General features: G+C 71.3%; 18 protein-coding genes and 6 tRNA genes. 11 read left to right on the plus strand and 13 right to left on the minus strand.

Going from position 1 to position 24,577, the window contains the following annotated elements:
* Positions 1-142: 142 nt before the first annotated feature.
* A complete protein-coding gene (locus OG948_RS29320) occupies positions 143-1,561 on the plus strand; it encodes a hypothetical protein (protein WP_406299327.1) in 1,419 nt (472 codons plus the stop codon).
* A 75-nt stretch (positions 1,562-1,636) separates the two neighbouring features.
* Here OG948_RS29320 and OG948_RS29325 read toward each other — a convergent pair whose 3' ends face one another.
* From OG948_RS29325 to OG948_RS29340, 4 genes are all read right to left on the minus strand, one after another.
* Positions 1,637-3,232 (minus strand): PP2C family protein-serine/threonine phosphatase, encoded by a 1,596-nt coding sequence (locus OG948_RS29325; protein WP_406299328.1) that lies wholly within the window; start codon positions 3,230-3,232, stop codon positions 1,637-1,639.
* A gap of 236 nt (positions 3,233-3,468) precedes the next feature.
* Complete coding sequence (locus OG948_RS29330) at positions 3,469-4,662, minus strand: acetyl-CoA acetyltransferase (protein WP_406299329.1); 1,194 nt, start codon at positions 4,660-4,662, stop codon at positions 3,469-3,471.
* A gap of 2 nt (positions 4,663-4,664) precedes the next feature.
* The gene (locus tag OG948_RS29335; protein ID WP_406299330.1) at positions 4,665-6,173 is read right to left on the minus strand and encodes a hydroxymethylglutaryl-CoA synthase; all 1,509 of its coding nucleotides are present in this window, start codon (positions 6,171-6,173) and stop codon (positions 4,665-4,667) included.
* Positions 6,174-6,276: 103 nt separating this feature from the next.
* Entirely contained in the window at positions 6,277-7,533 is a 1,257-nt protein-coding gene (locus OG948_RS29340; RefSeq protein ID WP_406299331.1) for a CaiB/BaiF CoA transferase family protein, read from the minus strand.
* Positions 7,534-7,878: 345 nt separating this feature from the next.
* Here OG948_RS29340 and OG948_RS29345 point away from each other — a divergent pair, with 345 nt between their 5' ends.
* The 3 genes from OG948_RS29345 to OG948_RS29355 all read left to right on the plus strand — a co-directional run bounded on the left by OG948_RS29345 (position 7,879) and on the right by OG948_RS29355 (position 11,452).
* Positions 7,879-8,658: a hypothetical protein gene (locus OG948_RS29345; protein WP_406299332.1), complete on the plus strand. Its 780-nt coding sequence runs from the start codon at positions 7,879-7,881 to the stop codon at positions 8,656-8,658.
* A gap of 446 nt (positions 8,659-9,104) precedes the next feature.
* Positions 9,105-9,494: a MarR family winged helix-turn-helix transcriptional regulator gene (locus OG948_RS29350; protein ID WP_406299333.1), complete on the plus strand. Its 390-nt coding sequence runs from the start codon at positions 9,105-9,107 to the stop codon at positions 9,492-9,494.
* Positions 9,491-11,452: an MDR family MFS transporter gene (locus tag OG948_RS29355; protein WP_406299334.1), complete on the plus strand. Its 1,962-nt coding sequence runs from the start codon at positions 9,491-9,493 to the stop codon at positions 11,450-11,452. The genes OG948_RS29350 and OG948_RS29355 overlap by 4 nt, the downstream gene beginning before the upstream one ends.
* Positions 11,453-11,711: 259 nt before the next feature.
* Here OG948_RS29355 and OG948_RS29360 read toward each other — a convergent pair whose 3' ends face one another.
* Positions 11,712-13,244, minus strand: a complete 1,533-nt coding sequence (locus tag OG948_RS29360) for an MFS transporter (RefSeq protein ID WP_406299335.1) — start codon at positions 13,242-13,244, stop codon at positions 11,712-11,714.
* 104 nt (positions 13,245-13,348) lie between these two features.
* Here OG948_RS29360 and OG948_RS29365 point away from each other — a divergent pair, with 104 nt between their 5' ends.
* Positions 13,349-14,416: a helix-turn-helix transcriptional regulator gene (locus tag OG948_RS29365; RefSeq protein WP_406299336.1), complete on the plus strand. Its 1,068-nt coding sequence runs from the start codon at positions 13,349-13,351 to the stop codon at positions 14,414-14,416.
* A gap of 57 nt (positions 14,417-14,473) precedes the next feature.
* On the opposite strand, the gene OG948_RS29370 is transcribed toward OG948_RS29365, so the two are convergent.
* From OG948_RS29370 to OG948_RS29395, 6 genes are all read right to left on the minus strand, one after another.
* Positions 14,474-14,548, minus strand: a tRNA-Val gene (locus OG948_RS29370).
* A 59-nt stretch (positions 14,549-14,607) separates the two neighbouring features.
* Positions 14,608-14,679, minus strand: a tRNA-Val gene (locus OG948_RS29375).
* 59 nt (positions 14,680-14,738) lie between these two features.
* Positions 14,739-14,810: transfer RNA gene (locus tag OG948_RS29380), tRNA-Val, on the minus strand.
* Between the two features lie 37 nt (positions 14,811-14,847).
* Positions 14,848-14,921 (minus strand) — tRNA-Cys (locus OG948_RS29385).
* A 49-nt stretch (positions 14,922-14,970) separates the two neighbouring features.
* Positions 14,971-15,043: transfer RNA gene (locus OG948_RS29390), tRNA-Gly, on the minus strand.
* A gap of 343 nt (positions 15,044-15,386) precedes the next feature.
* Positions 15,387-17,420 carry a DUF4328 domain-containing protein gene (locus tag OG948_RS29395; protein WP_406299337.1) on the minus strand — a complete coding sequence of 678 codons (2,034 nt, stop codon included), beginning with the start codon at positions 17,418-17,420 and terminating at the stop codon, positions 15,387-15,389.
* 339 nt (positions 17,421-17,759) lie between these two features.
* Here OG948_RS29395 and OG948_RS29400 point away from each other — a divergent pair, with 339 nt between their 5' ends.
* The 4 genes from OG948_RS29400 (at position 17,760) to OG948_RS29415 (ending at position 21,241) form a co-directional block, all read left to right on the plus strand.
* Positions 17,760-18,818: a chorismate-binding protein gene (locus tag OG948_RS29400; RefSeq protein ID WP_406299338.1), complete on the plus strand. Its 1,059-nt coding sequence runs from the start codon at positions 17,760-17,762 to the stop codon at positions 18,816-18,818.
* A gap of 62 nt (positions 18,819-18,880) precedes the next feature.
* The gene (locus OG948_RS29405; RefSeq protein ID WP_406299339.1) at positions 18,881-19,705 is read left to right on the plus strand and encodes an aminotransferase class IV; all 825 of its coding nucleotides are present in this window, start codon (positions 18,881-18,883) and stop codon (positions 19,703-19,705) included.
* A gap of 93 nt (positions 19,706-19,798) precedes the next feature.
* A complete protein-coding gene (locus OG948_RS29410) occupies positions 19,799-20,527 on the plus strand; it encodes a GNAT family N-acetyltransferase (RefSeq protein ID WP_406299340.1) in 729 nt (242 codons plus the stop codon).
* A gap of 216 nt (positions 20,528-20,743) precedes the next feature.
* The gene (locus OG948_RS29415) at positions 20,744-21,241 is read left to right on the plus strand and encodes a hypothetical protein (RefSeq protein ID WP_406299341.1); all 498 of its coding nucleotides are present in this window, start codon (positions 20,744-20,746) and stop codon (positions 21,239-21,241) included.
* A gap of 411 nt (positions 21,242-21,652) precedes the next feature.
* On the opposite strand, the gene OG948_RS29420 is transcribed toward OG948_RS29415, so the two are convergent.
* On the minus strand, positions 21,653-22,066 hold the full coding sequence (locus OG948_RS29420; RefSeq protein ID WP_161356292.1) for an SsgA family sporulation/cell division regulator: 414 nt from the start codon (positions 22,064-22,066) through the stop codon (positions 21,653-21,655).
* Positions 22,067-22,411: 345 nt separating this feature from the next.
* Between OG948_RS29420 and OG948_RS29425 the strand changes: the two genes are divergently transcribed.
* Together OG948_RS29425 and OG948_RS29430 are read left to right on the plus strand one after the other, a co-directional pair.
* Positions 22,412-22,864 (plus strand): TIGR02611 family protein, encoded by a 453-nt coding sequence (locus tag OG948_RS29425; RefSeq protein WP_395872040.1) that lies wholly within the window; start codon positions 22,412-22,414, stop codon positions 22,862-22,864.
* A gap of 113 nt (positions 22,865-22,977) precedes the next feature.
* Positions 22,978-23,049: transfer RNA gene (locus OG948_RS29430), tRNA-Val, on the plus strand.
* Positions 23,050-23,170: 121 nt separating this feature from the next.
* On the opposite strand, the gene OG948_RS29435 is transcribed toward OG948_RS29430, so the two are convergent.
* The gene (locus OG948_RS29435; RefSeq protein WP_406299342.1) at positions 23,171-24,178 is read right to left on the minus strand and encodes a protein NO VEIN domain-containing protein; all 1,008 of its coding nucleotides are present in this window, start codon (positions 24,176-24,178) and stop codon (positions 23,171-23,173) included.
* Positions 24,179-24,577: the final 399 nt, after the last annotated feature.

The raw sequence follows: 24,577 nt of genomic DNA on the forward strand, positions 1-24,577 counted from the left end.
GGTGGTGATCCACGTGGCGGACCCTGGCGAACCATGGCGAATCGGAGCCGGCTGCTCCGGACCGGGCTAGCCTCGGTCCGGCAGGCGACCTCGTACAGGACGCTTTTCGAGCCACGGTCCCCACATCAACGGGCGGTTTGCAATGCGCCGGGAACCCAACACCAAACTGGTCGACCTCTTCGCCCTGACCGGGTGGTCCAAGGGCGAACTCGCCCGACTGGTCAACCGCCGGGCCGCCGCGATGGGCCATCCCCAGCTTGCCACGGACACCTCCAGGGTCCGACGCTGGCTGGAGGACGGCGAGCGTCCGAGGGACCCGGTGCCCCGGGTTCTGGCGGCCCTGTTCACCGAGCGGCTCGGGCGTGTCGTCACCTCCGAGGACCTCGGTCTGACCGGTCGTCCCCGGCACAACGCGCAGGTGGTCCAGGAGGACCTGCCGTGGAGCACCGAGCGCACGGTGACCGCGCTGACCGAGTTCACCGGCATGGACCTGATGCTCAACCGGCACGGTTTCGCCGGCAGCGGGTTCGCACTCGTCGCGGGGCCGGCCCTGGTGGCCAATTTCGATCGCTGGCTCACTCCCGGACGGGGTCTGCCCCACCCGCGCGGCGTGCCGGCCGACCCGGTCTCGTACGGGCTCGCCGACGCCGGTCCGATCGGGGCGGAGGAGGTGACCGCGCTGGAGAACGCGGTCACGGTGTTCCGGACCTGGGACGCCGATCGCGGTGGCGGTCTGCAACGCAAGGCGGTGATCGGACAGTTGAACGAGGTCGGCAATCTGTTGACCTATCCCAATCCGCTGCCGGTCACCCGTCGGCTGTGGAACGTGGCGGCCAACCTGGCCGCGCTGGCCGGCTGGATGTCGCACGACGTCGGGCTGGATCCGACCGCGCAGAACTACTTCGTGATCGCGGCGCACGCGGCCCGGGAGGCGGGCGACCTGCCGCGGGCGGCCGAGGCGCTCTCCCGCGCGGCCCGGCAGATGGTGCACCTGGAGCGCCCGGCGGACGCGCTCGCGCTGATCGAGTTGGCGCAGCGTACGGCGGGTGATCGCGCGGGAGCGACCACACGCGCGATGTTCCACACCGTGGAGGCGTGGGCGCAGGCGGCGCTCGGGCGGGCCGCGGACTGCCGGCGCACCCTGGGCCGGGCCGAGGCCGAGTTCGGCCGGTCGCGCCCGGACGAGGACCCGGACTGGGTGGCCTTCTTCGACTCGGCCGATCTGCACGGCATGCAGGCGCTGGTGTACCGCACGCTCGCCGAGGTCGATCCCACCGCGGCCGGCCGTGCTCAGGAACACGCCGAGCGGGCATTGGAGTTGCGTGCTCGCGGGCACGAACGGTCCAAGACCTTCGACTTGATCTCGCTGGCCTCCGCCTGTTTGTTGGATGGCCAACCGGACCGAGGCGCCCACCAGGCCCGCCTCGCGGTGCACGCCGCCGGCGAGGTGAGCTCGAAACGCACGTGGGACCGCTTGGAGGTATTGCGCAGACTCACGGATCGGTATCGGGACGTGCCGGAGGTGCGTGTCTTCCGCGAGGAACTCGCGGAGGGCTCCTGACGCCCGAAATCCGCAACCTGCCCACTCGACGCAACGGGTGGGCGGCTGGGCACAAACCCCGAGCCGAGCGCGGCGCTACCGCACGCACACCGCCATCACGCACGCGTCGTCCTCGTAGCGGGTGTGGCCCAGGCGGCTCAGGACCACGTCCACGCACGTCCTGGCGTCCGAGCCGAGGACGCGGGGGCCCAGGCCGAGGAGGGCGCGGACCGCCTCCTCGGTGCCGCGCCCGCGGCGCTCGACCAAGCCGTCGGTGAAGATCAACAGCACGTCGCCGGGCAGTAGTTCGACCCGGTCCTCGACGAACTCGGGCTCGTCGAGCGCACCCAGCAGTACGCCGAAGGGTGCCGACAGTGCCCGTCCCACGCCGTCGCGGTACAGCAGCGGCGGCGGGTGGCCGCCCTGGGCCCAGGTCAACACCCGCCGTTCCGGGTCGAATCGCGCGCACACCGCGGTCGCCACCTTGTCCGCCGGCAGCGTGTGCACCACGATCCGGTTCAGCGCGGTCAGCATCGCGGCGGGCCCGGCCCCCGTCATCGCCACCCCCTGCAACGCCCCGCGCAGTGTGGTCATCCCGGACGCCGCGGCGACCCCGTGCCCGGACATGTCGCCGACCGCGAGCAACACGTCGCCGCTCGGCAGCGCGAGCGCGTCGTACCAGTCGCCGCCGACCTTCGAGTCCTGCTCGGCCGGGAAGTACCGGGTGGCCACCTCGATGCCGGGCAGGCTGATCGGCCGGGTCCACCACGGCATCACCACGCGCTGCAACTCGGCGGCGATCCGGTGCTCGGAGCGCGCCAGTCGGCGCTGGGCCAGCAACTGCGCCCGGGTCTCCGTCAACGCCTCCTGGGTGCGCCGCAGTTCGGTGATGTCGCGAAGCAACACCCAGACCGCGTATGGGGTTCCGTCCGCGTCGAGGACCGGTTCGCCGACGAACTGGACCGACACCCGGCTGCCGTCGGCGCGCACGATCCGGAACTCGCCCTCGGTGCCGTTCGTCTGTTCGAGCAGCTCGCGCAGCAGGTCCGTGACGAACGCCCGATCCTCGGCCGCCGCGTGGTCGGGCAACTCGGACAGCGGCAGCGGGCCGAGCGCGCGGTCTCGGCCGAAGAGCGTGTACATCTCGTCGGACCAGCGCACGTCGTCGCGATCGAGATGCCACTCGGCGCTGGCCACCGGTCCCGAACCCGGCGCCGGCGGTACGGCCGTGCGGCGCTGCTCGGGCAACAGCCCGTGTGGGTCCGGCTCGACGAACAACCGGCGCAGGTGCCGCCACGGCAGTACCGCGTCCTCGACGTCACCGAGCGCGAACGGCGCGGTCGGCCCGACGTCCGGCGGCCGGACCGCGCTGCGCGCCGGAGTGCTGGCCGCCAGGCCCGGATCTTCGGCCTGGCGGTGCTCGGGATCGTCGGTGTCCAGGCTCAATCGGGCCAGATGCTCCGCCGTCCGGCCGAGGCTGCCCGCGAGCAGATCGCACAACATGCCCCGGCGGTGCGCGTCCTCGATCGCCGCCGCGTCCTCGCCCGAACCGCCGCCGGCCGCCCCCGGGCGCGGACCGAAACCACCGCGCAGGACCTCGAGTTCGGCCCGCATCCGGTCGATGTGCGCGAGCCATTGCGCCGGGTCCACCACGAGGGGTGCGTCCACGGGGTGTTCGGGCCGTTCGCGCATCCGCTCGCGCTCCTCCGGACATGACGAGGCAGGGTGCAATGACTGTCGCACATCAAAGGCCCGGACGCGGATGAAACCACGGTAACCATGATGCTTGTGGCAGATTGCCCATTTCCGGTGTCCGGAGATGGCGAAAGGGGCCCGATCGCGACCGCGATCGAGCCCCTCACCAGCCTTGACGAGCAAAACCCGACGCGGGTTCGACGGCCTTCGAACAACGCGTGGGGGAACGGCGGTCAGCCGAGTTCGTTGCCCAGGATGGAGATGAAGGAGACCATCTCGCCCGGATAGCCGCCGAGGTTGTGGGTCAGCGCGAGCTTGCGACCGTCCGCCGGGATCCGTCGATCCGCCGGTGCCTCGCCGCGCAGTTGCAGCCAGGCCTCGAACATCATCCGCAGTCCGGATGCGCCGACCGGGTGACCGAAGCTCTTCAGCCCGCCGTCCGGGTTGACCGGCAGCCGGCCGTCCAGGTCGAAGGCACCGGCCAGGACGTCCTTCCACGCGGTCCCGCGATCGGCGAACTGCAGATCCTCCATCAGCACCAGTTCGGTCGGCGTGAAACAGTCGTGCACCTCGGCCATCGCGAGCTCCTCGCGCGGGTTGCTCACCCCGGCCTGACGGTACGCGTCCTGCGCGCACGCGGCGATCTCCCGGAACGTGGTGTAGTCGTACTCCGGGTCGATCACCCCCGAGCCGTTGCCCGCCACCAGCGACAGCGCCTTGATGTACAGCGGCTTGTCCGTGTACAGGTGCGCGTCCTCGGCCCGGACCACGATCGCCGCCGCCGCGCCGTCGGCGACGCCCGCGCAGTCGAACACGCCGAGTTGGCCCGCGAGTTTGGGCATCGCGGAGATCTTCTCCGGCGCGATCTCCTTGCGGAACTGGGCGCGCGGGTTGCGCGCGCCGTTGTAGTGGTTCTTCGACGCGATGTGCGACAACACGTCGCGCATCTCCGCCTCGGACACGCCGTACTTGTCGCCGTACGCGGGCACCACCATCGAGAACATCGCCGCCGCGGTGAGCGTGCGGGCGGTTCCGTCGCCGGGGATCGGGAACGCGTTCAGCCCCTGGAAGCCGCCGTCCTTGACCTTCTCCACACCGACCGCCATGGCCACGTCGTACGCGCCGGACGCGACCGCGTACGCGGCCTGGCGCAGCGCGTCGGAACCGGTCGCGCACATGTTCTCCACGCGGGTGACCGGCTTGCCCTGCAGTTGCAGCGGCTTGGCCAGGGTCAGCCCGGACATGCCCGACTGCGCGGTGCCCAGCCAGTACGCGTCGACCTGTTCCTGCGCCACGCCGGCGTTCGCGAACGCCTCGGTGGTCGCCTCGATCAGCAGGTCGTCGGTGCCCTTGTCCCAGTGCTCGACGAAGGGGGTGCAACCCATCCCGATGATGGCGACGCGGTCCTTGATGCCGTGCGATCCCATGCCTATGCCTCCTCGGCGGCTCGGGCGGTCCGCACGGGGCGGGCCTTCCAGAAGTAGTTGTGGATGCCGTCGGCGGTGCCCAGCCGGCGGAAGGTCGGCTCGACCCGGTCGCCGATGGCCACCTCGGTCGCGTCCATGTCGGTCAGCTCGATCGGCAACCGGCCGCCCACCCGTCGCCCACCTTCGCCCTCGCCGGATGCAGCGTCGCTGCCCGCGGGGTCGTCGAAGTCCACGACCGCGAACACCACCGGCGGGCTGGGCGAGTAGGCCATCCGGTCCACGGTGAACGTCTTGACCGTGCCGAGCACGTCGGCGGTGGGCACCGGCTCCATGTCGTCCACGTTGCCACCGGTCATCGACACCCGTTGCGGCGGCAGGTGCACGGCGCCGCTCTCGCGATCGCGCGAGCCGACGAAGCCGTACTTCCACTCCACCGAGCGTACGGCGGCCGAGGACGAGGTGCGGGCGGGCTCGGGTCGGCGCGGCGGTTCGACCGGGAGCAGCCCGCGCCACGCGAGGTACTTGCCGTACGGCAGCGGCGCGCCGCCGGCGATCTGCTCGGCGACCGTGCGGGTGGGCCGGTAGGCCGCGAGCGCGTCGGTGGTGCGGAACAGGAACACGTCGGCGCCGTCGGACAGCACGACCAGCGCGACGACCGCACCCGGCTCGGCGCGCTCCAGCGTCGCGCTCAGCAGCAGTCCCGGGTGCGCCGCGCCGGTGTTGCCCACGGTGCTCGCGAGGTCGTCGCCCAGGACACCCTCGCGCACCCCGAGCCTGCGGCCCAGCCCGGCGACCGCGCGGCCGTGCAGCCCGGCGATCACCGCGTGGTCGACCTGGTCGGCGGTCAGCCCGGTCGCCTTGAGCGCGTCGGTCCAGGCCTGCCGACCGGCGGCGAGGTAGTTGTTCTCGCCGAACTTCTCCTCCCACAACTTCGAGCGCACATCGCCCGGAGTGCGCCAGCGGTCGACGAACTCCGCCGTGGCGGACGCGCCGCCGAGGTACTCGGCCAGCACCGGGCCGTCGGCGGACGAGCCGACCAGCAGCGCGGCCGCGCCGTCGCCGCCGGCCGCCTCGTCGCCGCTGCCGGGCAGGCCGACCCGGATGTCGGCACCGACCACGAGCGAGCTGCCGGCGCCGTCCAGCGCGAGCCGGAGCAGACCGGCCGCCGAGCGCACCGAGCCGGTGGCGTCCATCGCGGGCACCGAGCCGTCCAGGCGCAGCGCGGCGTGCATCACGGTCGCGTTGGTGCGGTCCGCGTACGCGGGTGCCACCGTGGCGAACAGCAGCGCGCGCGGGCGGATCCCGGGCGTCGCGCGCAGCGTGTTGCGGGCGGCCTCGACGCCCAGCGTGGTGGTGTCCTCGTCGAAGGAGGCGACCGTGCGGGTGCCCTTGCCGCCGCCGGTGCCGGCCACGGCGGCGATGCTCTTGCGGTCGAGGCGCCGGTAGGGGAGATAGGCCCCGTACCCGAGGATGCCGCGTCCCGTCGAAACTGCGGTTCCGTCAGTCGTCATTTCTCCGCTTCCGCCTCGTTCCACTTGGGGTTCGTCGCGTTGTCGCGTGGCCGCCCGCCGTTGCGGGCCGCCGTGCGGGATGGGTTGGGGAGTACGTGCTCGGCTACGGGGTCTCCAAGCCGATCGCGCCGTCGGCCGCGAGGCGGTCTATCTCCGCGCGGGACAGGCCCAGTTCGGCCCCGAGCACCTCGGCGGTGTGCTCGCCGACCCAGGGCACCCGGGTCTCGGGGCCCTCGGCGACCCGGGAGAGCTTGACCGGGTTGCCCGGCGACAGGACCGGCGCCGGGTCGCCGTCGGTACGCTCCATTTCGACGATCATGTTGCGATTGCGCACGTGCTCGTCCTCGATCACGTCGCCGGGGTTGTAGACCGGGCCGGACGCGACGCCCACTCCGCTCAGCGCCGCACACGCCTGCAGCCGGGACTTGTCCGCCGCCCATTCCTCGATGCCGGGGCGCAGGATGTCCTCGATGTGGTCGAACCACTCCTGCGGGCCGCTCAGACGCGGATCGCTCTTCCACTCCGGCCTGCCGACCAGGTCGGCGAGCGCCTCGAACATGTGCGGGCGCGCGCACTGGATCAGGAAGTAGCCGTCGAAGGCCCGGAACGAGTGGTTGATCAGCGGCGCGAGGCCGGGGTCCTTCAGTCCCATCGACCAGTAGCTGATTCCCGCGTCGTTGAGCGCGACCATCGCGTCGAACATGGAGATGTCCACGTACTGACCGACGCCGGTGGCGTCCCGATGGCGCAGCGCGGCCAGCACGCCGATCACCGCGAACAGCGCCGAGCCCGAATCGCCGAGCGCGCCGAGCGGGGACACCACCGGCGCGGTGTTCGGGTCGCGCTTGAAGTCGTACAGACCGGCCATGCCCTCGGCGACCGGGGCGTAGGCGGGCCAGGACGCGTACGGCGACTCGGTGGTGTTGCCGAAGCCGGACACGGAGAGGTAGATCGCGCGCGGGTTGACGGCGGCGATGTCCTCGAAGCCCAAGCCGAGCCGGCCGGCCGTACCGGGCTTGAAGTTCTCGCAGACGATGTCCGCCTTCTCGGCCAGGCGCAGCACTATCTCGCGGCCCTCGGGGTGCTTCAGGTCGACCGTGACGCTGCGCTTGCCGAGGTTGTTGCGCAGGAAGGTGACGCCGACGCGGCGACCGAGCGGGTCGGTCATCATCGGCAGCGCGGCGCGCCCGGACTCGCCGACGCCCGGCGACTCGATCTTGATGACCTCCGCGCCCAGTCGGGCGAGCATCTGCGTGGCGTAGGGGAGCGCCTGCATCTGTTCGATGGCAAGGACCCGGATCCCGTCGAGCGGCTTCCCGAAGCGTTGCAGGTCCGAGCCTGCCACCTCTCCCACGCGCATGGTCACTCACTCCCTGTTGTGCGGTCGTACGTGTGCCGCGCGGTCGACCGGCCGGCCGAACCTGCTGCAGCCGTGATGCCCGGGACCCGGCGGGACACCCGTCGGGTACCTCGCACGAGCGCCCAATAGTCGCGAGACAGGCACCTCGTCACCATAGCTGACGGACAGTCAGATGAGCATGGGTCGGGTTCCGTGCCGCTCGTCACGCGGGATGGGGGATGGGGGTGGGGGTGGATCGGCAGGGCTTTCGCGGGAGTCGTTCGGGGCCGTTCGGAGGGTGATGGGCGGGCGAGTCATCGGCTTGTCGATTTTCCGGTGCGCCGACATGTCCATTACGGTGCGTGCATGACCGATGACGCATTGATTCGTGACGCGGAGGTGGCCGCTCGTGCCCTCCTTGACCGGCGCATCGAACTGATCCGCGAACTCGCCACGTCGGCGGCCGAGTTGGAACCGCTGCTCAGGGCCGCCGCCGAGGGCGAACGGCGCGCGCTCAAGGCCTGGGCGGATGCGTTGGCGGGTGGCTGGACGCCGGATGAACTGCGCAAGTTGGGCTACCGCGAGCCGGACAAGCGCCCGGGGGCCAAGAAGGCCGGGCCGAAGCGGGCCGGCGGGGCCACTCCGGTGGCGGGTCGGGCGGACGGCGGCGCGGGTGCGGGCGAGGCGGGCGGAAGCGCGGGCCCGGGTGAGACGGGTGTGGACGAGGCGGATGCGGCTGGGGTGGGTCGTGGTGCGGCCACGGTTGCCGATGCGGTCGATGGCGCCAGGGCAGTTGAGGGCGCCGGCCCCGGGGAGGCCGGTGCGGAGGACGCGCCCGATGGGCCGGTCGGCGCGGACGGTGCGCCGACGCCGGACGCGGGTGCGGGCGCGGATGTGCACGCGAGTGTGGATTCGGGCGTCGGTCCGGGCGTCGGTCCGGGCGGGGAGGGCGCGCTCGACCCCTCCGCCGCGGTAAGCCCCGGTGCGTCGTCGGTGCCGCAGCCCGGGCCGCGCCCGGGGCCGAAGGCGGGCGTGACACCGGCGGGTGGTCCCGGCGCCCAGTCGTCCGCGCCGGCCGCCGAAACCATCGAGCGGTCGGCCGACCGGTCCGACGCGGCACCCGCCGAGGCGGCCGGCGCCCGATAGCGCGTCCGCCGGGCGGCCCCGCCCGGTTGCCGCCGTCCCGGGCGACGGCCCGTCGGTCGACCCGCTTCCGAGACGATGGGGCCGCGGTCGTCGAGCGGGGCTGGTCGAGCGGGCATGGCCGGTTCGACGGGATGTGCTCCCGAGATTCCCCGGGACCACGGGACGTGCTCCCGAGATTCCCTCGGGGCGCGGCCTCGCCCCGAGGCGTCGGTCGGGCCTCGGCCGCGGAGGCGCGAATCGGGCGCGGTGGTGAAGGGCGCTATTGTTGGTTGAGCCATGCAGTTAACGCGTGGCGAGGGACAAGGGGGGCGGTCATCGATACCGCGACGACACCGTGTGACGAGCCGACAGCCGGCCGCGCACCCGACGAACTGGGACGCGAACTCGCGCGTCTCATGCGGCTCTCGGCCGCCGCCAAGGCGCGCAACCGCGCCGAAGGCGGCCCCGTGCCCGACGGGGGAGACCGGCTGCTGCTGGCCTACCTCGCCCTCGAGGGGCCCCGTCGGGTGACCGACCTGGCCGCGATGACCTACCTGGACGTGTCCACGGTCAGCCGGCAGATCGCGTCCCTGGTCCAGCGCGGGCTGGTCGAACGCCGCCCGGACCCCAACGACGGTCGCGGCACCCTGCTCGCGGTGACCGACGCCGGCAACCAGGCGTTCGAGATCTACCGCGCCCGCCGGCAGACCGAACTGGACCGGGTCACCCGCGACTGGTCCGCCGAGGAGCGCCGAACGCTCGTGCACCTCCTCGGCCGCTTCAACGACGATCTCGAACGCGACCAGGCACCCACGCGCGACGCCGCGCCCGGTGCCCCGGAAGGCACTACCGCATGACCGAACCGCAAGCGCAGTCCGGCCCGCAACAGGCCGTGAGCGAAGGTGCCCTGAGCCACCGTCAGATCATGACGATCCTGTACGGCCTGATGGCCGGCATGTTCCTGGCCGCGCTGGACCAGACGATCGTCTCGACCGCGATCCGAACCATCTCCGACGACCTGCACGGCCTCAGCCAACAGGCGTGGGCGACCACCGCGTACCTCATCACGTCGACCATCGCCACGCCGCTGTACGGCAAGCTGTCCGACCTGTACGGCCGCCGCCCGTTCTACCTCGCCGCCATCACGATCTTCGTGGTCGGTTCCGCGGCGTGCACGTTCTCCACGTCGATGTACGAACTCGCCGGGTTCCGCGCCCTCCAGGGCCTGGGCGCGGGCGGTCTGATGTCGCTCGCCTTCGCGATCATCGGCGATGTCGTCCCGCCGCGCGAACGCGCCCGCTACCAGGGCTACTTCCTGGCCGTCTTCGGCACCTCGAGCGTGCTGGGCCCACTGGTCGGCGGGTTCTTCGCCGGGCAGGGCGAGATCCTCGGCATCGCGGGCTGGCGCTGGGTGTTCCTGGTCAACGTGCCGGTCGGCGTGCTCGCCCTGCTGGTCGTCGCCAAGGTGCTGCACATCCCGCACACCCGTCGCCCGCACCGGATCGACTGGTTCGGCGCGATCACCCTGACTCTCGGCGTCGTTCCGCTGCTGATCGTCGCCGAACAGGGCCGCGAATGGGGCTGGGGCTCGGGCACCTCGATCGCCTGCTACCTGATCGGCGGCATCGGCGTGATCACCTGGATCCTGGTCGAGCGCCGGATGGGCGAGGACGCGCTGATCCCGATGCGCCTGTTCGCCGACCGGATCTTCAGCCTCGCGTCGCTGATCGGCGTGATCTTCGGGATGGCCATGTTCGGCGGGTTCATGCTGATCCCGCAGTACTTCCAGATCGTCAAGGGCGCCGGCCCCACCGAGGCCGGCCTGCTGATGATCCCGGTGATGGCCGGGATGATGGGCTCGTCCATCCTGTCCGGGCAGATCACCTCCAAGACCGGCCGGTACAAGATCTTCCCGATCCTGGGCACCGGCATCGCGGCGATCGCGATGGCCCTGTTCGCGCTGTACGTCGACACCGAGACGTCGCTGGTGACCACAAGCCTGTTCATGGTCCTGCTCGGCATCGGCCTCGGCCAGTGCATGCAGACGCTGATCCTGGTGGTGCAGAACGCGGTCCCGGCCCGGGACATGGGCGTGGCCACCTCGGCCGCGACCTTCTTCCGGCAGATGGGCGCCACCGCCGGTACCGCGGTGTTCCTGTCCGTGCTGTTCAGCAACGTCTCCGGGGAGATCGCCAAGGCGTTCACCCGAGACGCCCGTACGCCCGAGTTCCAGGCCGCGTTGGCAGATCCCTCGGTGCTCGCCGATCCGGCCAACGGGCCGGTGATCGAGATGGTCCGCAATCCGAACCCCGGCGGCGCGCAGGGTTCCGGCGTGCTCAGCGACTCGTCCTTCATCCAGCACCTGGACCCGCGCCTGGCCGCACCGTTCAAGGAGGGCTTCTCCGAGGCGATGCAGTTGGTGTTCCTGATCGCCGCGTGCGTCATGGCGGTCGCGTTCGTACTGGTCTTCTTCATCAAGGAGGTTCCGCTGCGCACGATGTCCGGCCTCCAGGCGAAGGCCGCTGCGGAGGCGGAGGAACTCGCCGACGCGCAGGCATCGGCGGCGGCATCCGTCGACCCCGCTCGGGACGGCGAGCTCTTGCAGCGGGCCGGCGCCGGGTCGGGAGTTGGTGCGCGCGCGGGATCCGAGGTGGGTTCGAGTGTGGCCGCGGGAGCGGATCCGGGCTCGTCCGGCTCGGGTGTCGGAACCGGAGCCGGAAGCGGCAACGGAGGCGGATCGGGTTCGCGGCCGAGCCGTTCGCCGGAGCAGGACGCGCGGCGCGCGGCGGGCCGCCGCTGGCCCGAACGGGACTGACCTCGCGGAGCCGACCACCCGCTCGAAGCGTCGCGAGGGGGGCTCCATCCGACGCGAGGACACCACCCGCGCGCGGTCTTCGGGCGACCCGCGCCGGCGTGACCCGCACCGGCCGAACGGGCTCAACCGCCCGCCCGGCCGGTGCGGGTGCACGTATGAGTGCGTGTGTGTGCGCGGTCCGGGAGGGGCTGGGCGGGCGCCCCGGCGCCGAGGACGCGCCGTGCGGCCCGCAGGCCCGTCCGCCCGGCCTCCCATCCGATCAGGCGACCCGGGTGACCCGGCGCCGCGCGACCACGCGCCACGCCCACACCGCCGCGCACAGGTTCACCGCGGCCAGCGCCACGAACGTCACCACCGCCGCGTGCGCCGAGGCATGGGCACCCACGCCCGTCGCGGACAGGAAGGTGGTGCCGTACGTGGCCACCCCCAACACCGCGCCGACCTGCATGAGGGTGACCAGTACGCCGCTCGCGTCGCCCGCGTGTTCGGCTCGGACCCGGCCGAGCGCGCTCGCCATCAGCGGCCCGATCACCGCGCCCTGCCCCAGGCCCATCCCGGCCAGCCCGATCGCCAGCGCGAAGCCGCCCTCGCGACCACCGTGCACGGCGGCCGCCATGCCGACGTACGAGACCGACACCAGCGCGAAGCCCAGATAGCCGACATGCGCCCGAATCCGCTCGGGCAGCCGCCCCCACCACAACCCCGAGACCGCGAACCCGATCGCGCACGGCACATAGGTCAACCCCGCCCGCAGCGGACTGTCACCGAGACCGGATTGCAGGTGCAGCGCGAGCGTGAACAGGAATCCGTTGTAGCTGCCGACCGCGATCAACAGCGCGATCCCGCCGGACAGCAGCCCGGGGGAGCGCAGCACCGCACCCGGCACCAATGGCGACCCACCGCGCGCCGCCACCGCCCGCTCGACCAGCGCGAACAGGCCCAACCCGGCGACCCCGGCCGCGAGCAACACCCACCCCCACACCGGCCAACCCTGCTCGTGCCCCACCACCAGCGGCACCACCACCGCGAGCATCGCCGGCGCGAGCACCAGCACGCCCGGCACGTCCAACCGACCCCATCCGGTCCGCTCGGCGGGATCGGGACGGTCCCCGCCCAGCGCACGCCATCCGACCACCAGCAACAGCACGCCGATCGGCACGTTGACCAGGAACACCGGCCGCCAGCCGGTACCCAGCAGATCCGCGCTCACCAGCACTCCGCCGAGGATCTGTCCGACGACCGCGCCGCCGGCGATCGCGGTCTGGTACAGCCCCATCGCCGCGGTCCGCCGCCGTCCCTCGAACCGCCGCTGGATCAGCGTCAACACCTGCGGCACCAGCAACGCGGCGCCCGCACCCTGAAGACACCGGAACGCCACCAACTCGCCGGTCGAAGTGGCCAGTCCACACGCCAGCGACGCGAGCGTGAACAGCCCGAGCCCACCCAGATAGGCCCGGCCATACCCGAAGATCGCCCCCAGCCGCGATCCGGTGATCAGCAACATCGCGTACGCGATCGTGTAGCCGGCGATCATCCACTGCAATCCGGCCCCCGAGGCGTGCAGGTCCGAACGCATCACCGGGGCCGCGACATTGACGATCGACGCGTCCAGGACCGCCATGAACTGCCCGGCCACCAGCACCACCAGCAACACCGTGCTCGCGGCCCGATGCCGTACCCCGCCCCGCTCTCCTTCGGTCTCCTCGCTCGTGCCCCCGAGAGCGGTCGTCACCCGCTCCACGTCCCCCTCGCGTCGGGCGTCGCTGCCCGACCGCAGATTCGTATCGGTCATGGCGACGACTGTGGTCGGTCGCGAGTACCCGCACCAGTAGCCTGGTTATCCGGGTATAACCAGGCACCTGGCAATCGACTCCGACCCGAGCACAGGATGGGCGAATGACCGCCGGCCCGCATCTCGACGCCTTCCCCGAACGCAACCTCCGGGAATGGGACGACTCCGACCGGGACGCCCCGAGCACCTCGACAGAGAGCCCGGGCGCCCCGGAAGAGAGCCGGACCACCCCGGAAGGGCTCGTCGCCGACCGGGTCGACCCGCCCCGACCGGCCGAGCCCGACCGGACCACACCGCAGTACGTCCGACCCGCCCGCGCCGCGTCGCGCGCCGAGCTCGGCGCGTTCCTGCGCAGCCGCCGGGAGCGGATCACCCCGGACCAGGTCGGCCTGCCCGTCGGCCGCCGGCGCCGTACCCCCGGCCTGCGCCGCGAGGAGGTCGCGCAGCTCTCCGGCGTGGGCGTCACCTGGTACACCTGGCTCGAACAGGGCCGCCCGATCAACGTCAGCGCGCAGGTGATCTCCGGCATCGCCCGCACGCTGCGCCTGGACGGCGTCGAGGTGGAGCACGTCAAGCGGTTGGCCTGCGTACCGAGTACGGCGACGCTGCGCGCCGAGGACGAGGTGGACGCGGACACCCAGGCCCTGCTCGACGACTTCGCGACGCTGCCCGCGGTCGTGCTGAACGGGCGCTACGACGTGCTGGCCTTCAACGAGCTGTTCGCGAGGGTCTTCCCGGCCCTGGCTGCGACGCCGCGAGTCCGGCGCAACATGATCTGGGAACTGTTCACCCGGCCCGAATGCTGCAACCCGTTCCACGAGTGGACCCGGGAGTGCCAGGGCGTGGTCGGCGTCCTGCGCGGCACCTACGCCCGCAACGTCGGCGATCCGGTCTGGACCGCGTTCATCGACGAACTGATCGAGGCCAGCCCCGAGTTCGCCAAGGCCTGGGCCGCTCACCCGATCTCGCTCACCCGCACCCGGGTCAAGCTCTTCCGAAACCTGGACGTCGGCGTGCTGCGCGTCCGGGCGATCTCGTCGGAGCTGACCGCGTTCCCGGGGCAGCGGCTGAACGCCTACGTGCCGCAGGACCAGGAGTCGCGCGCCACGCTGGCCCGACTCGCCGCGCCGGACTTCGTCCCCAGCCCGCCGCATGCGCATCCGGGGTTGTGATCGGACCCCAACGTCGAAGGGCCGGAAGATCGAGATCTTCCGGCCCTTCGATACTGCTGGTGCGCGATACTGGGATTGAACCAGTGACCTCTTCCGTGTCAGGGAAGCGCTCTCCCGCTGAGCTAATCGCGCGGGGGTACTGCGTACCGCGTACTGCGGGTGACCCGTGATGCGTGTTCGGTTGTGCGGCGTGCGCGATACTGGGATTGAACCAGTGACCTCTTCCGTGTCAGGGAAGCGCTCTCCCGCTGAGCTAATCGCGCGGGGGTACTGCGTACCGCGTACTGCGGGTGACCCGTGATGCGTGTTCGGTTGTGCGGCGTGCGCGATACTGGGATTGAACCAGTGACCTCTTCCGTGTCAGGGAAGCGCTCTCCCGCTGAGCTAATCGCGCGGGAAGTTCACCTTCGGCACGGAGCCTCGGGGTCTCTTGGAGGTGGAGACGGGATTTGAACCCGTGTAGACGGCTTTGCAGGCCGTTGCCTCGCCTCTCGGCCACTCCACCAAGTGAAGGAACCATAGTGGTTGCCCACCACATTCCTCTACTTCTTCCGAGCGGACGACGAGATTCGAACTCGCGACCCTCACCTTGGCAAGGTGATGCTCTACCAACTGAGCCACGTCCGCATGTCGGCCCGGGTTGCGTTTCCGCGTCCCGGCGACGTTGAGAACTTTAGCGGATCCGAGGGCCATCACAAAAACCGATTCCCCGCGGACCCCGCCGCGCGACCCGCGCAACCTGCGAAAACGACCGAGGCCGGCCCGAACCACCAGGGTTCGAACCGGCCTTCGGGGCGTCTTCGGGTGGGCCGTCGAGGGGCTGCCGGAGGCTGCCGGGATGCCCCGGACGTCTCCTCGACGGTCTCCCGATGTTCTTCCGATGATCTCCGACGGGCGCTTGACGGGCACTTGACGGGTTGTCGACCCGTCGCGACGGGCTCGCGACGGGCCTGCGACAGGTGTGCTCGGGTCAGCCGCGGCGCTCGCCGGAGGGGGCCGGTTCGGCTGCCGCGTCCACGGTGCCGTCGGAGCCGTCGGAGCCGTCGGAATTCTCGGTGTTCTCGGTTTCGTCGGTCGGTGCCGCCGAGGGCGCGTCCTGGACGCGGTCGGCTTGGGCCGGGGCCTGGGCGGGCACCTGGGGGAGTTCGGTGGTCGGAGCGAGGGACGGGACCCGGTCGGCTTCGACCCGGTCGTTGGCGGCGTCCGGTGTGGAGTCGGCGACGGGCGGTGCGGTCGGCGTGGCTTCGGCGACGGTTTCGGCTTGGGCTTGGGGTTCGTCGTCGTCGGCTGCGGCTTCCGGAGACGGAGCCGGCCCGGTCTCGGGCTCCGCCTCGCTCTCGGCCTCGTTCTCGCGCTCGGCCTCGTCCTCGGTGTTCTCGGTCCTGTTCGCGGCCTCGGCCTCGGACTTGGCTTCGGTCTCGCCCTCGGCAGCAGATACGCCCGCGCCCTCGGCAGCGGCCTCCTCCTCCGCAGCCTCGGCCGGCTTGGTCAGGGACACTGGTTCCTCCGGTGCGGCTAGGGTGGGCGCCTCGACGGGTACCCCCATCCCAGCCGTCGGCGCCGCGGCGGGCCGGGGCGGCGGCATGCGCTTGGCGGGCGCGGCCGGCGGTACGCCGTCGACCGGCAGGACGGTCGTCGCGTCGGCCGAGTCCGAAGCATCGGGCGAAGCCGGGGTACCAGTACCAGACGAAGCCGGAGCGTCGGACGAGACCGGAACGTCGGGAGTGACCGGTACGACCGGAGCAACCAGAGTCTCCGATGCGGCAGGCGTGGCAGGTGCGGCAATGCCCGGAGCCGCGGCCGGAGTCTCCGGACCCGAGGCCACCACATTCGGCGCCAGCGGTACCGGCGGATCGCCCGGCATTCCGGGAGCCGGCGGCACCGGCGGCGCCAAGTACCGGCCGGTCGGCGCCTGCGCCGGATAGGCCGCCCACGGCGTGGGCGCCCCGGTCGGGAACCCGGCCGTCATCCCGGGCATCCCCGGCATGCCGCCCGGAACGCCGCCGGGGATCAGACCCGACGCGAACGCCAGCGCCTCGCGCTCGTGCTGGAAGGTGGTGATCTTCCGGACCACGAAGATCGCCGCGACGGCGGCCAGGACCAGTACGAGGTCCGCGACGCCGGACAGGATGTCGATGGTGCGCAGCCGGTCGGCGTCGGACAGCTCGATGTCCTCGTCGAGCGGGTAGGACAGCCGGCTCGCGAAGAACAGCACTCCGGACGCCACCAACAACACCCACCACGCCCACAGCAGCGGCAGGCGGCCGGGAGTCCGGCCGCCGCGCTCGGCGGTCCGCGGGTCGCTCGCGCGCCACACGTCGTGCAGGATCAGCTTGGGGAACCACAGGCTGACCACCGGTACCAGCCAGCCGCCGATCGCCCATCCGGTGGACAGGTGCTGCTTCGAGGGGCCGAACAGGTCCACGTTGGCGCGGGCCCGGTACATCCAGATGATGAACAGCACCGCGGTCGCGATCATCGACAACACGAGGAACGTGGTCGCCGCGGCCACGAGCCCGTCCGCGTCCTCGGCCTTCGTCCGCAACGCGTCCGTCATGCCGAGTTCACCGGCGTCGGCGATCTGCCGCAGGACGTCCGCGCGGTGGAGGAACGCCGCCGCGCACAGCCCGGCGAACACCGCCGACAGCGGCAGCAGGATGTACAACGTCACGGCGAGGCCGCGCAACGCGCGAAACGGCTGCGGCAGCCAGCCGGCGTACGGCGAGACCGGATACGCCCCCGGCATGCCGTAGGGGGCCTGCGGCGCGAACTGTCCGGGCGCGTGCGGATAGACACCGGTGTACACGCCGGTCGGAGCGGGCGCGGGCGCCGGCGCGGCGTACGGATCCAGCGGGATGGGCGCCGCTGGAGCCGTGGCGGGCCCGGTGCCCGCGGGGGCCGACCCGGCGCCGGGCTGCTGCGATGCGGCAGCGGCCGGGACGGCGCCGCAGTACGAACAGCGGTCGGCCCGCGTAGACCAGGTGTCGCAGGCGGAACAGTGCACGGATGAACGTCCTTCGATCGCGTGGTGCTGTGGAGACTTCGACGGGTCGGGGCGAACCGACCGGGGAGGTGCGGTCGCCGGACTCGGGGCTGCCGGGTTCCTACCCACCGTGCCGCATCATGCCGTGCCCGACCGGCACGCGGGAACGCGGAATCGTTTCGGGGTAGTTCCGGCCGCGTCCGGTGCGGGTGCGCGGACCCTTTCCGGCCGCCGCGCGCGGGCGGCTCGGAGCCTCGGGACGGCCCGCCACGGACGCGGGGACGGCCTTCTACAATGGACGATCTGATCCGCGCGCCGATCCTCCACAGGTGCCGCGGTCGCGACCCCCGGAACGAACCAGTGAGTCAGCCACCCCCTCTCGCCCACCTCGGCGGGCGCTTGGCCACCGGCCTGCGTGATGTCACGCGGGACCCGGCCGCGCTGGACTCGCACGGGTTCTGGGCCGTCGTCGCCGACTTCGAGGGCGACCTGCTGTGCGCACGCTTCGACGAGGTACGACCGGCCCCGCTGCCGCCCGCGCCGTGGATCGGCCCGCCCGCCCACACCTGGACCGACTCGCTCGGCGCCGAGGCGTACCGCGCCGGAGTGCGCCGGATCCGCGAGTACATCGCCGCGGGCGACGTCTACCAGGTCAACCTGTGTCGCCTGCTCGGCGCGCCGCTGCCCGAGGGCGCCGACATCGTCGGCCTCGCGGGCCTGCTCGCGCACGGCAACCCCGCCCCGTACGCGGGAGTGATCCGGCTGCCCGACCACGATGTGCACGTCGCGTGCGCGTCTCCCGAGCTCTATCTGCACCGGGCCGGCGACCGGGTCTGGTCCGGCCCGATCAAGGGCACCGGCCGTACCGAGGCCGACCTGCTGCCCAAGGACTACGCCGAGAACGTGATGATCGTGGACCTGGTCCGCAACGACCTCGGCCGGGCGAGCGCGATCGGCTCGGTCACCGTGCCCGACCTGTGCGTGGTCGAGAAGCACCCGGGCCTGGTCCACCTCGTCTCCACCGTCGCGGGCACGTTGGCCCCGGGGGTGGGCTGGCCGGAGCTGTTCGCCGCGACCTTCCCGCCCGGTTCGGTCAGCGGCGCGCCCAAGAGCAGCGCGTTGCGGATCATCGAGGAACTCGAACCGGTTCCGCGCGGCCCGTACTGCGGCGCGATCGGCTGGGTCGACGCGGACCGCCGCGAGGGCTCGCTCGCGGTGGGCATACGCAGCTTCTTCGTTCGGGACGGCCGACTGCACTTCGGCACGGGCGCGGGCATCACGTACGACTCGGACCCGCAGCGCGAGTGGGACGAGACCGAGCTCAAGGCCCGCAACCTGCTCGCGGTGGCGGCGCGGGACCACGTTCCGGGCGCGCGGGATCACGCTCCCGGGTGGGAGGACCCGCCGGGACCGGAGTAGCACCCGTACGACCCGTACGACATGAACGATGTGCACGGCCCGCGCGACGCCTCGGAGGGCGCATGAGCAGGATTTGGCTGAACGATCGCCTCGTCGACGACGAGCACGCGGTGGTTCGGGTGGACGACCACGGCCTGACCGTGGGCGACGGCGTCTTCGAGACGATGAAGGCGAGCGGAGGGCAGGCCTTCGCGGTCACCCGGCACCTGGACCGGCTGGCCCGCTCCGCGCGCGGTCTCGGGCTGCCCGCGCCGGACCCGGACCTGATCCGCCGTGCGTGCGCCGAGGTGCTGGCGGCCAACCCGCTGCCGGGGATCGGCCGGCTGCGGATCACCTACACGGGCGGCCGGTCGCCGCTGGGCTCCGAGCGCGGCGACGCCGAGCCGACCCTGGTGGTGGCCCTGGCCGCGGCCAAGACCCGCGGCAAGAGCACGGCCGTGGTCACCGTCCCGTGGACGCGCAACGAGCACGCGCCGACCACCGGGCTCAAGACCACGAGCTACGCCGACAACGTGGTGATGCTCGCGTACGCCGCCGAACGCGGCGCGAGCGAGGCGCTGTTCGCGAACACGGCGGGCAACCTGTGCGAGGGCACGGGTTCGAACGTGTTCGTCGTACTCGACGGCCGCGTGGTCACCCCGCCGCTGTCGGCCGGCTGTCTGGCCGGCGTGTCGCGCGCGTTGGTGCTGGAGTGGGTCGGGGCCGAGGAGATCGACGTACCGCCGGCCGTGCTCGCCGACGCCGAGGAGGTGTTCCTGACCTCGTCGCTGCGCGACATCCAGGCCGTACACCGAATCGACGAGCACACCCTGGCCGCCCCCGGACCGCTCACCCGCAAGGCGATGGAGATCTTCGCGGCCCGCGCCGCCGCCGACATCGACCCGTGATCACCCCGCACGGCCCGGCCAGGTTGGCCGGGTCCGCGTGCGGGCAGCACTGCCGGTAACGGGGCGCTGCGCCCGGGAAGGCGGGGGCACCCGATGACGACCACTTTGCGACCGGCCGGACCCGGCCGTGACGGCGTGTACTCGATCTGTGCCAACGGCCGAGCCGTCGGCGGCGTGCACCTGACCCCACTGGGCCCGTGGGGTGTCGGCACCGGATGGATCCTGCACATCCAGGTGCTGCCGTCCCGCCGCCGCCGCGGCCACGCGTGCGTCGCGATGCTCGCGGCCGAGGAGATCATGCGCGGCCGGCGGTGCACCCGGATGGCGGCGGCCGTCCCCGAGGGCAACCGGGCGGCGACCGGCCTCGTGCAGGCGTTGGGCTACGCCCCCGACAGCCGCCGACTCGCGGCCGGCGTACGCGCCACCGGCCTGCCGTCCGGTGTGCGGATGATGGACACCGACGAACGCGAGGAGTGGTGCGCCGCGGAGTTGCATCGGTACGCGGCGAGCCTGCGCGCGTCGGGCTGGGCCGCCCCCGCCGCGCAGGCCCGGGCGCAGGCCCGGTTGGACCACCCCACCGCGCCCGCGCCGTACACACTGGGCGACGGCGCGGGCGTGTGGGTGGCGCACGGCGTCATCCTGGCGCTGACGGCGCCGAACCCGGAGGCCACCGCGACGCTGCTCCGCGCGGCCGGCCACGTGACGGCGAGCCAGGGCCTGCACGAGATGGCCATCGACCTCTCCGACGACACCCACACGAAGGCCTGCACGGCGGCGGGATTCGCGCCGCGCACGCGTTATTGGGGGAAACCCATCCTGTGAGGGTGGGGTACATCCCTGATCCTGGGTGTACTCCACGGGGAGGAGATGGATCGGTCGGTGTCCTCCCCGAGTACCGAACCGACCGCCGATCGTGGCGTCCGGGGGCGGAGGCGGCGACGATGGGGGGAGGACCGATGCCTCGAGGCTTCGAACGCCTCGAAAGTCGAACGCTGTGAACGAAGCTGCGAACAAGCTGCGAACGAGGAGGCCGAGCGCATGTCCGGCGCAGATGTGGTGACCGGCGCCTTGTGCATGGCGCTGACGGGTCTCGGCCTGGTCATCGCGGTACAGAAGGCTCGCCAACGACGTTTCCTGACAGCGACGCGGTGGACCGCCGCGGCGCTGTTCCCGATCGGCCTGTACCTGACCGGTCTGGCCACGCTGAGCCGCCGGGTGGGCAGCGCGGCCGCCGACTGGGCGACCGACCTCGCCTTCGGGATCAAGGCGTGGGGCGGCGTCGCGATCCTCGCGTTCGCCGTGATGCTGCTGATGATCGCCCGGATGATCGGCGGTCGAAAGAACCCGGACTCGAGCGGCACGGCCGCCTCTTCGGACCTGTCCGCGCTCACCGGCGGGACCGGCGCGGGGGGCGCTCTGCCCCGCAGCCAACAGCCCAAGCCGGCCGCCGCTCCACGCTCGCGGCGCGCGGCGCGCGGTGCGGTCGACGACGAGTTCGCGGAGATCGAGGAACTGTTGCGCAAGCGCGGGATCTGAAGTCGGGGAATCCCGATTTGCGGATTACCGCCGGTTGGCGTGGGTTACCGGAGAGACCGGGAAACACGCGCTGTGCACAACAGGCCACGCCCCGGGGTGGTGAATGTGAACGCATTCCCACGCGCGTTGTCGACGACCGATGCCGATGCCGGAAAATGTGTTCGACTGCGCGCTTTCTTTGCACCATGTGCGGATCGTGTACGTATTCGGACCGACCGATCGCTCGGTGTGTTCGATTCACTCGTCCGGCGGTCGCGAGCGGTCGCGGCGGCCGGGAGAGAGGTGGACGGATGTCCCGTAACAGGACGTGAAAACGCTCCGCCGCCCCCACCTTGTGGACGGTGGGTGCGGCGGAGCGGTGACGTACGTACCCGGCGCTGCGGACAGGGGCGTGCCCGCCGTTCCGGGAGCTCAGTTCTCGGCGAGGATCTGCGAAAGTTCCCGGTCGAGGTCGAAGAAGCGATGCTCGTTGCCGGGGGTGACGGCAGCGTTCGTACGCTTCAGGAACGACTCCAGCGCCCGAGCGGGCGCTTCGAGCAGGGCTTCACCCTCCGGCGAACTGAGGGCGATGCAGACGATGCTCTGTCCGTGGCTCCGGGAGGGCCACACACGAACGTCGCCGGTGCCGGAGGGCTGACGCAGCCCGTCCGCGAGAAGGTCGCGGGCGAAGACCCAATCGACCGTCTCATCGGCACCCGTGTGGAAGGTCGCATGCACGGCGTACGGGTCCGACGAGTCATAGCGCAGTCCCGCGGGGACTGGCAATGAAGACTCGCTCGAGACGACGAGGCGCAGGTGCAGCTCACAGCTGACCGTGGTGTTCATAAGCGCCATGGCCTTTCGCTCAGTGTGCGCTCGGGGATTCGCACGTCGGCGTTCGCAACATCCCACCTGCGGACCTCTTGTAAACGTCTCTGCCCGATATACGGGCGTCTGGGTACTCCTTAAGAGCGATGCGGAGGTGTAACGTTCGCCCGCATGATTTCCGGAAGGGAACAGGCGTTCAGTTCATGCCACGAGCGGACCCGCTCCGCACCCTCGGGCCTGCACCGAACGTCTGCCCCCTTGTAGCGTTGTCAAGCCAGGCCGAGCCATGGTCGGCTCCGGCCGCAGGCCAGACGGAGGTGCCCGGTGAACGACGGCCGGTACGACGAGAGAGGAAGGCCAACGATGGACACGGGGGTCGCGGAGAACAGCGCGCACGCCACACGGGAACCCGCCGCGGACCAGGACGCCCCGAGCGACCCGGCCGGCAAGCAGGCGAAACCATTCGGCTCCCGCGCACCCGCATTCATCAAGCGCTCGAAGCCACTGCACATGACCTGGCAGATCGGCGTCGCCGTCATCGGCTTCGCGATCATCGTCGGCGGCATCATCATGCTCCCGCTCCCGGGCCCCGGCTGGGCGGTCATCTTCCTCGGCCTGGCCGTCCTGGGCACCGAGTTCGTCTGGGCCCAACGCACCCTCCTGTGGACCAAGGACAAGGTCACCAAGGCCGCCAACCGAGCCCTGGACCCCAAGACCCGCCGCCGCAACATGATCATGCTCGCGATCGGCCTCATCCTGATCGCCGCAGCCGTGGCCCTGTACCTGTGGAAGTACGGAATGGCCCTCCCCTTCTGACCCCGCCCGGCCGCCGGGCCACCACCAGGAGGTGCCCGGCGCCCGGCCCCACGCGCCCGGAGGAGGGTGGGCGCGACCTCCCCCACCCATGCGGTAATGTTCTCCCTGCGCCCGGGCGATTAGCTCAGCGGGAGAGCGCTTCGTTCACACCGAAGAGGTCACTGGTTCGATCCCAGTATCGCCCACCCGGGTCAAAGCCCCGGATCATGAAAATGATCCGGGGCTCTGCCACGTTTCACACCGCGCCCGCTCCGAAACCGCACTTGCGAGCCCAACTGCCGGCGCCTGGCGGTGACGACTTTCGGATCACTCGTCGATGTCGAGGCCGACCAGGTCATAGCGGTACTGGGTCGGCTTGGCGCGGTCGAGATCGATGATCCAGGGATCCCAGCGCAGTTCCGTGCCGCCATCGGCGGTGACATCGTCGTCGGAGTGGTGCAGCACGATTCCGTGAACGATGTACAGGGCGGAGTGCGTGCAGGAGTGTGCGTGCTTGACTTCGTTGGCCGTCAGGTGGATCCCCTGCGGGGTGCCGGTCATCCCCTTGACCTCGACGTGCTTTTCGGCGCCGTCCTTGCGGCACGTGAGGTCCCAACTGCTGGTGTTCGCGACCACGTCCACCGTCCAGCCTTCCGCACGGTATCGATCCTCGGCCAGCTGCATGGCTCGCGTCTCGACAGCGCGATTCGCGGCACTGTCGGCCGAGCGACCCTGGCCTCGAGACCGCCCACCATCATCTTGTGATTCGGGCCCGCCCGTTCGAAAGGGTGAGGGCGGAGGAGCATCACCGACACCGACACCGGTTCCGTCGATTCCGGTCTCGGTACCGCTTGCTGGCTCGACGGTTTCCGGGTGATTGAGGACCTGTTCGAGGTGCTCGGCGCTCTCGACCGCGGGGACATTCACCGTGAGTCGAAGCCGCCGGCGTTCATTTGATCCCTTCGAACCCGGCTTCGCCCCGATTTCCTTCTGTGGACGCGTCAGGGCCAGACGCAGCCCCTTGAAGTCGTTGACGGTGTACAAGTCGACGATGCCCCAGTCCGGCGAGAGCACGCGCCGTTGCTCCAGGGAGAGCTTCTTGCGTGCGGTGTCTCGGCTGTCGACCGCGGCGTCGAGGAGATGGCCGTGCAGGGCGCCGAGTCGGCGAAGCAGGAGCTCGAGTGCCTGCGTGTAGTCCCGATTTCGTGCCACGCCTGTGCCCCCGCCTGCCGAAGCGAGTACCACGTCGTAGTGGTGAGGAGCGGTTCGTTCAGGCGTGTTCTCCACAGTGAAGGCGGCAACAAGGGGGTCGCCGAAGTCGTCGAGCAGCGCCATGAGGGTCTCCTTCGCGGCTGCCAGGCGATACGTGTCACGGGTATTCCACACCGCGGCTCCGACACTGCCGCTTCGGCAACTCTTGAGGCGAGCGGGCGTCGGGCGGTGGGCGGGCGTGTGGGTTCAGGAGTTTTAGGTGTGGGGTGGGTTGTCGGGGTGGTGTGTTCAGGGATTGAAGTATTGACAGGGGTGCTTGGGGAGGACAGGCTCCTGTGCAGGTTGTGAGAGCGCTCTCACTGTTCAGGTTTCGGCGCTCCGATACTGCGTGACTTGTGCTGCCCGTGATTCGTTCCGCCGCACCGCCGCACCGCCGCACCGCCGCACCGCCGCACCGCCGCACCGCCGCACCGCCGCACCGCCGCACCGCCGCACCGCCGCACCGCCGCACCGCCGCACCGC

The organism is Embleya sp. NBC_00888, from assembly GCF_045207655.1.
Lineage (GTDB): Bacteria > Actinomycetota > Actinomycetes > Streptomycetales > Streptomycetaceae > Embleya.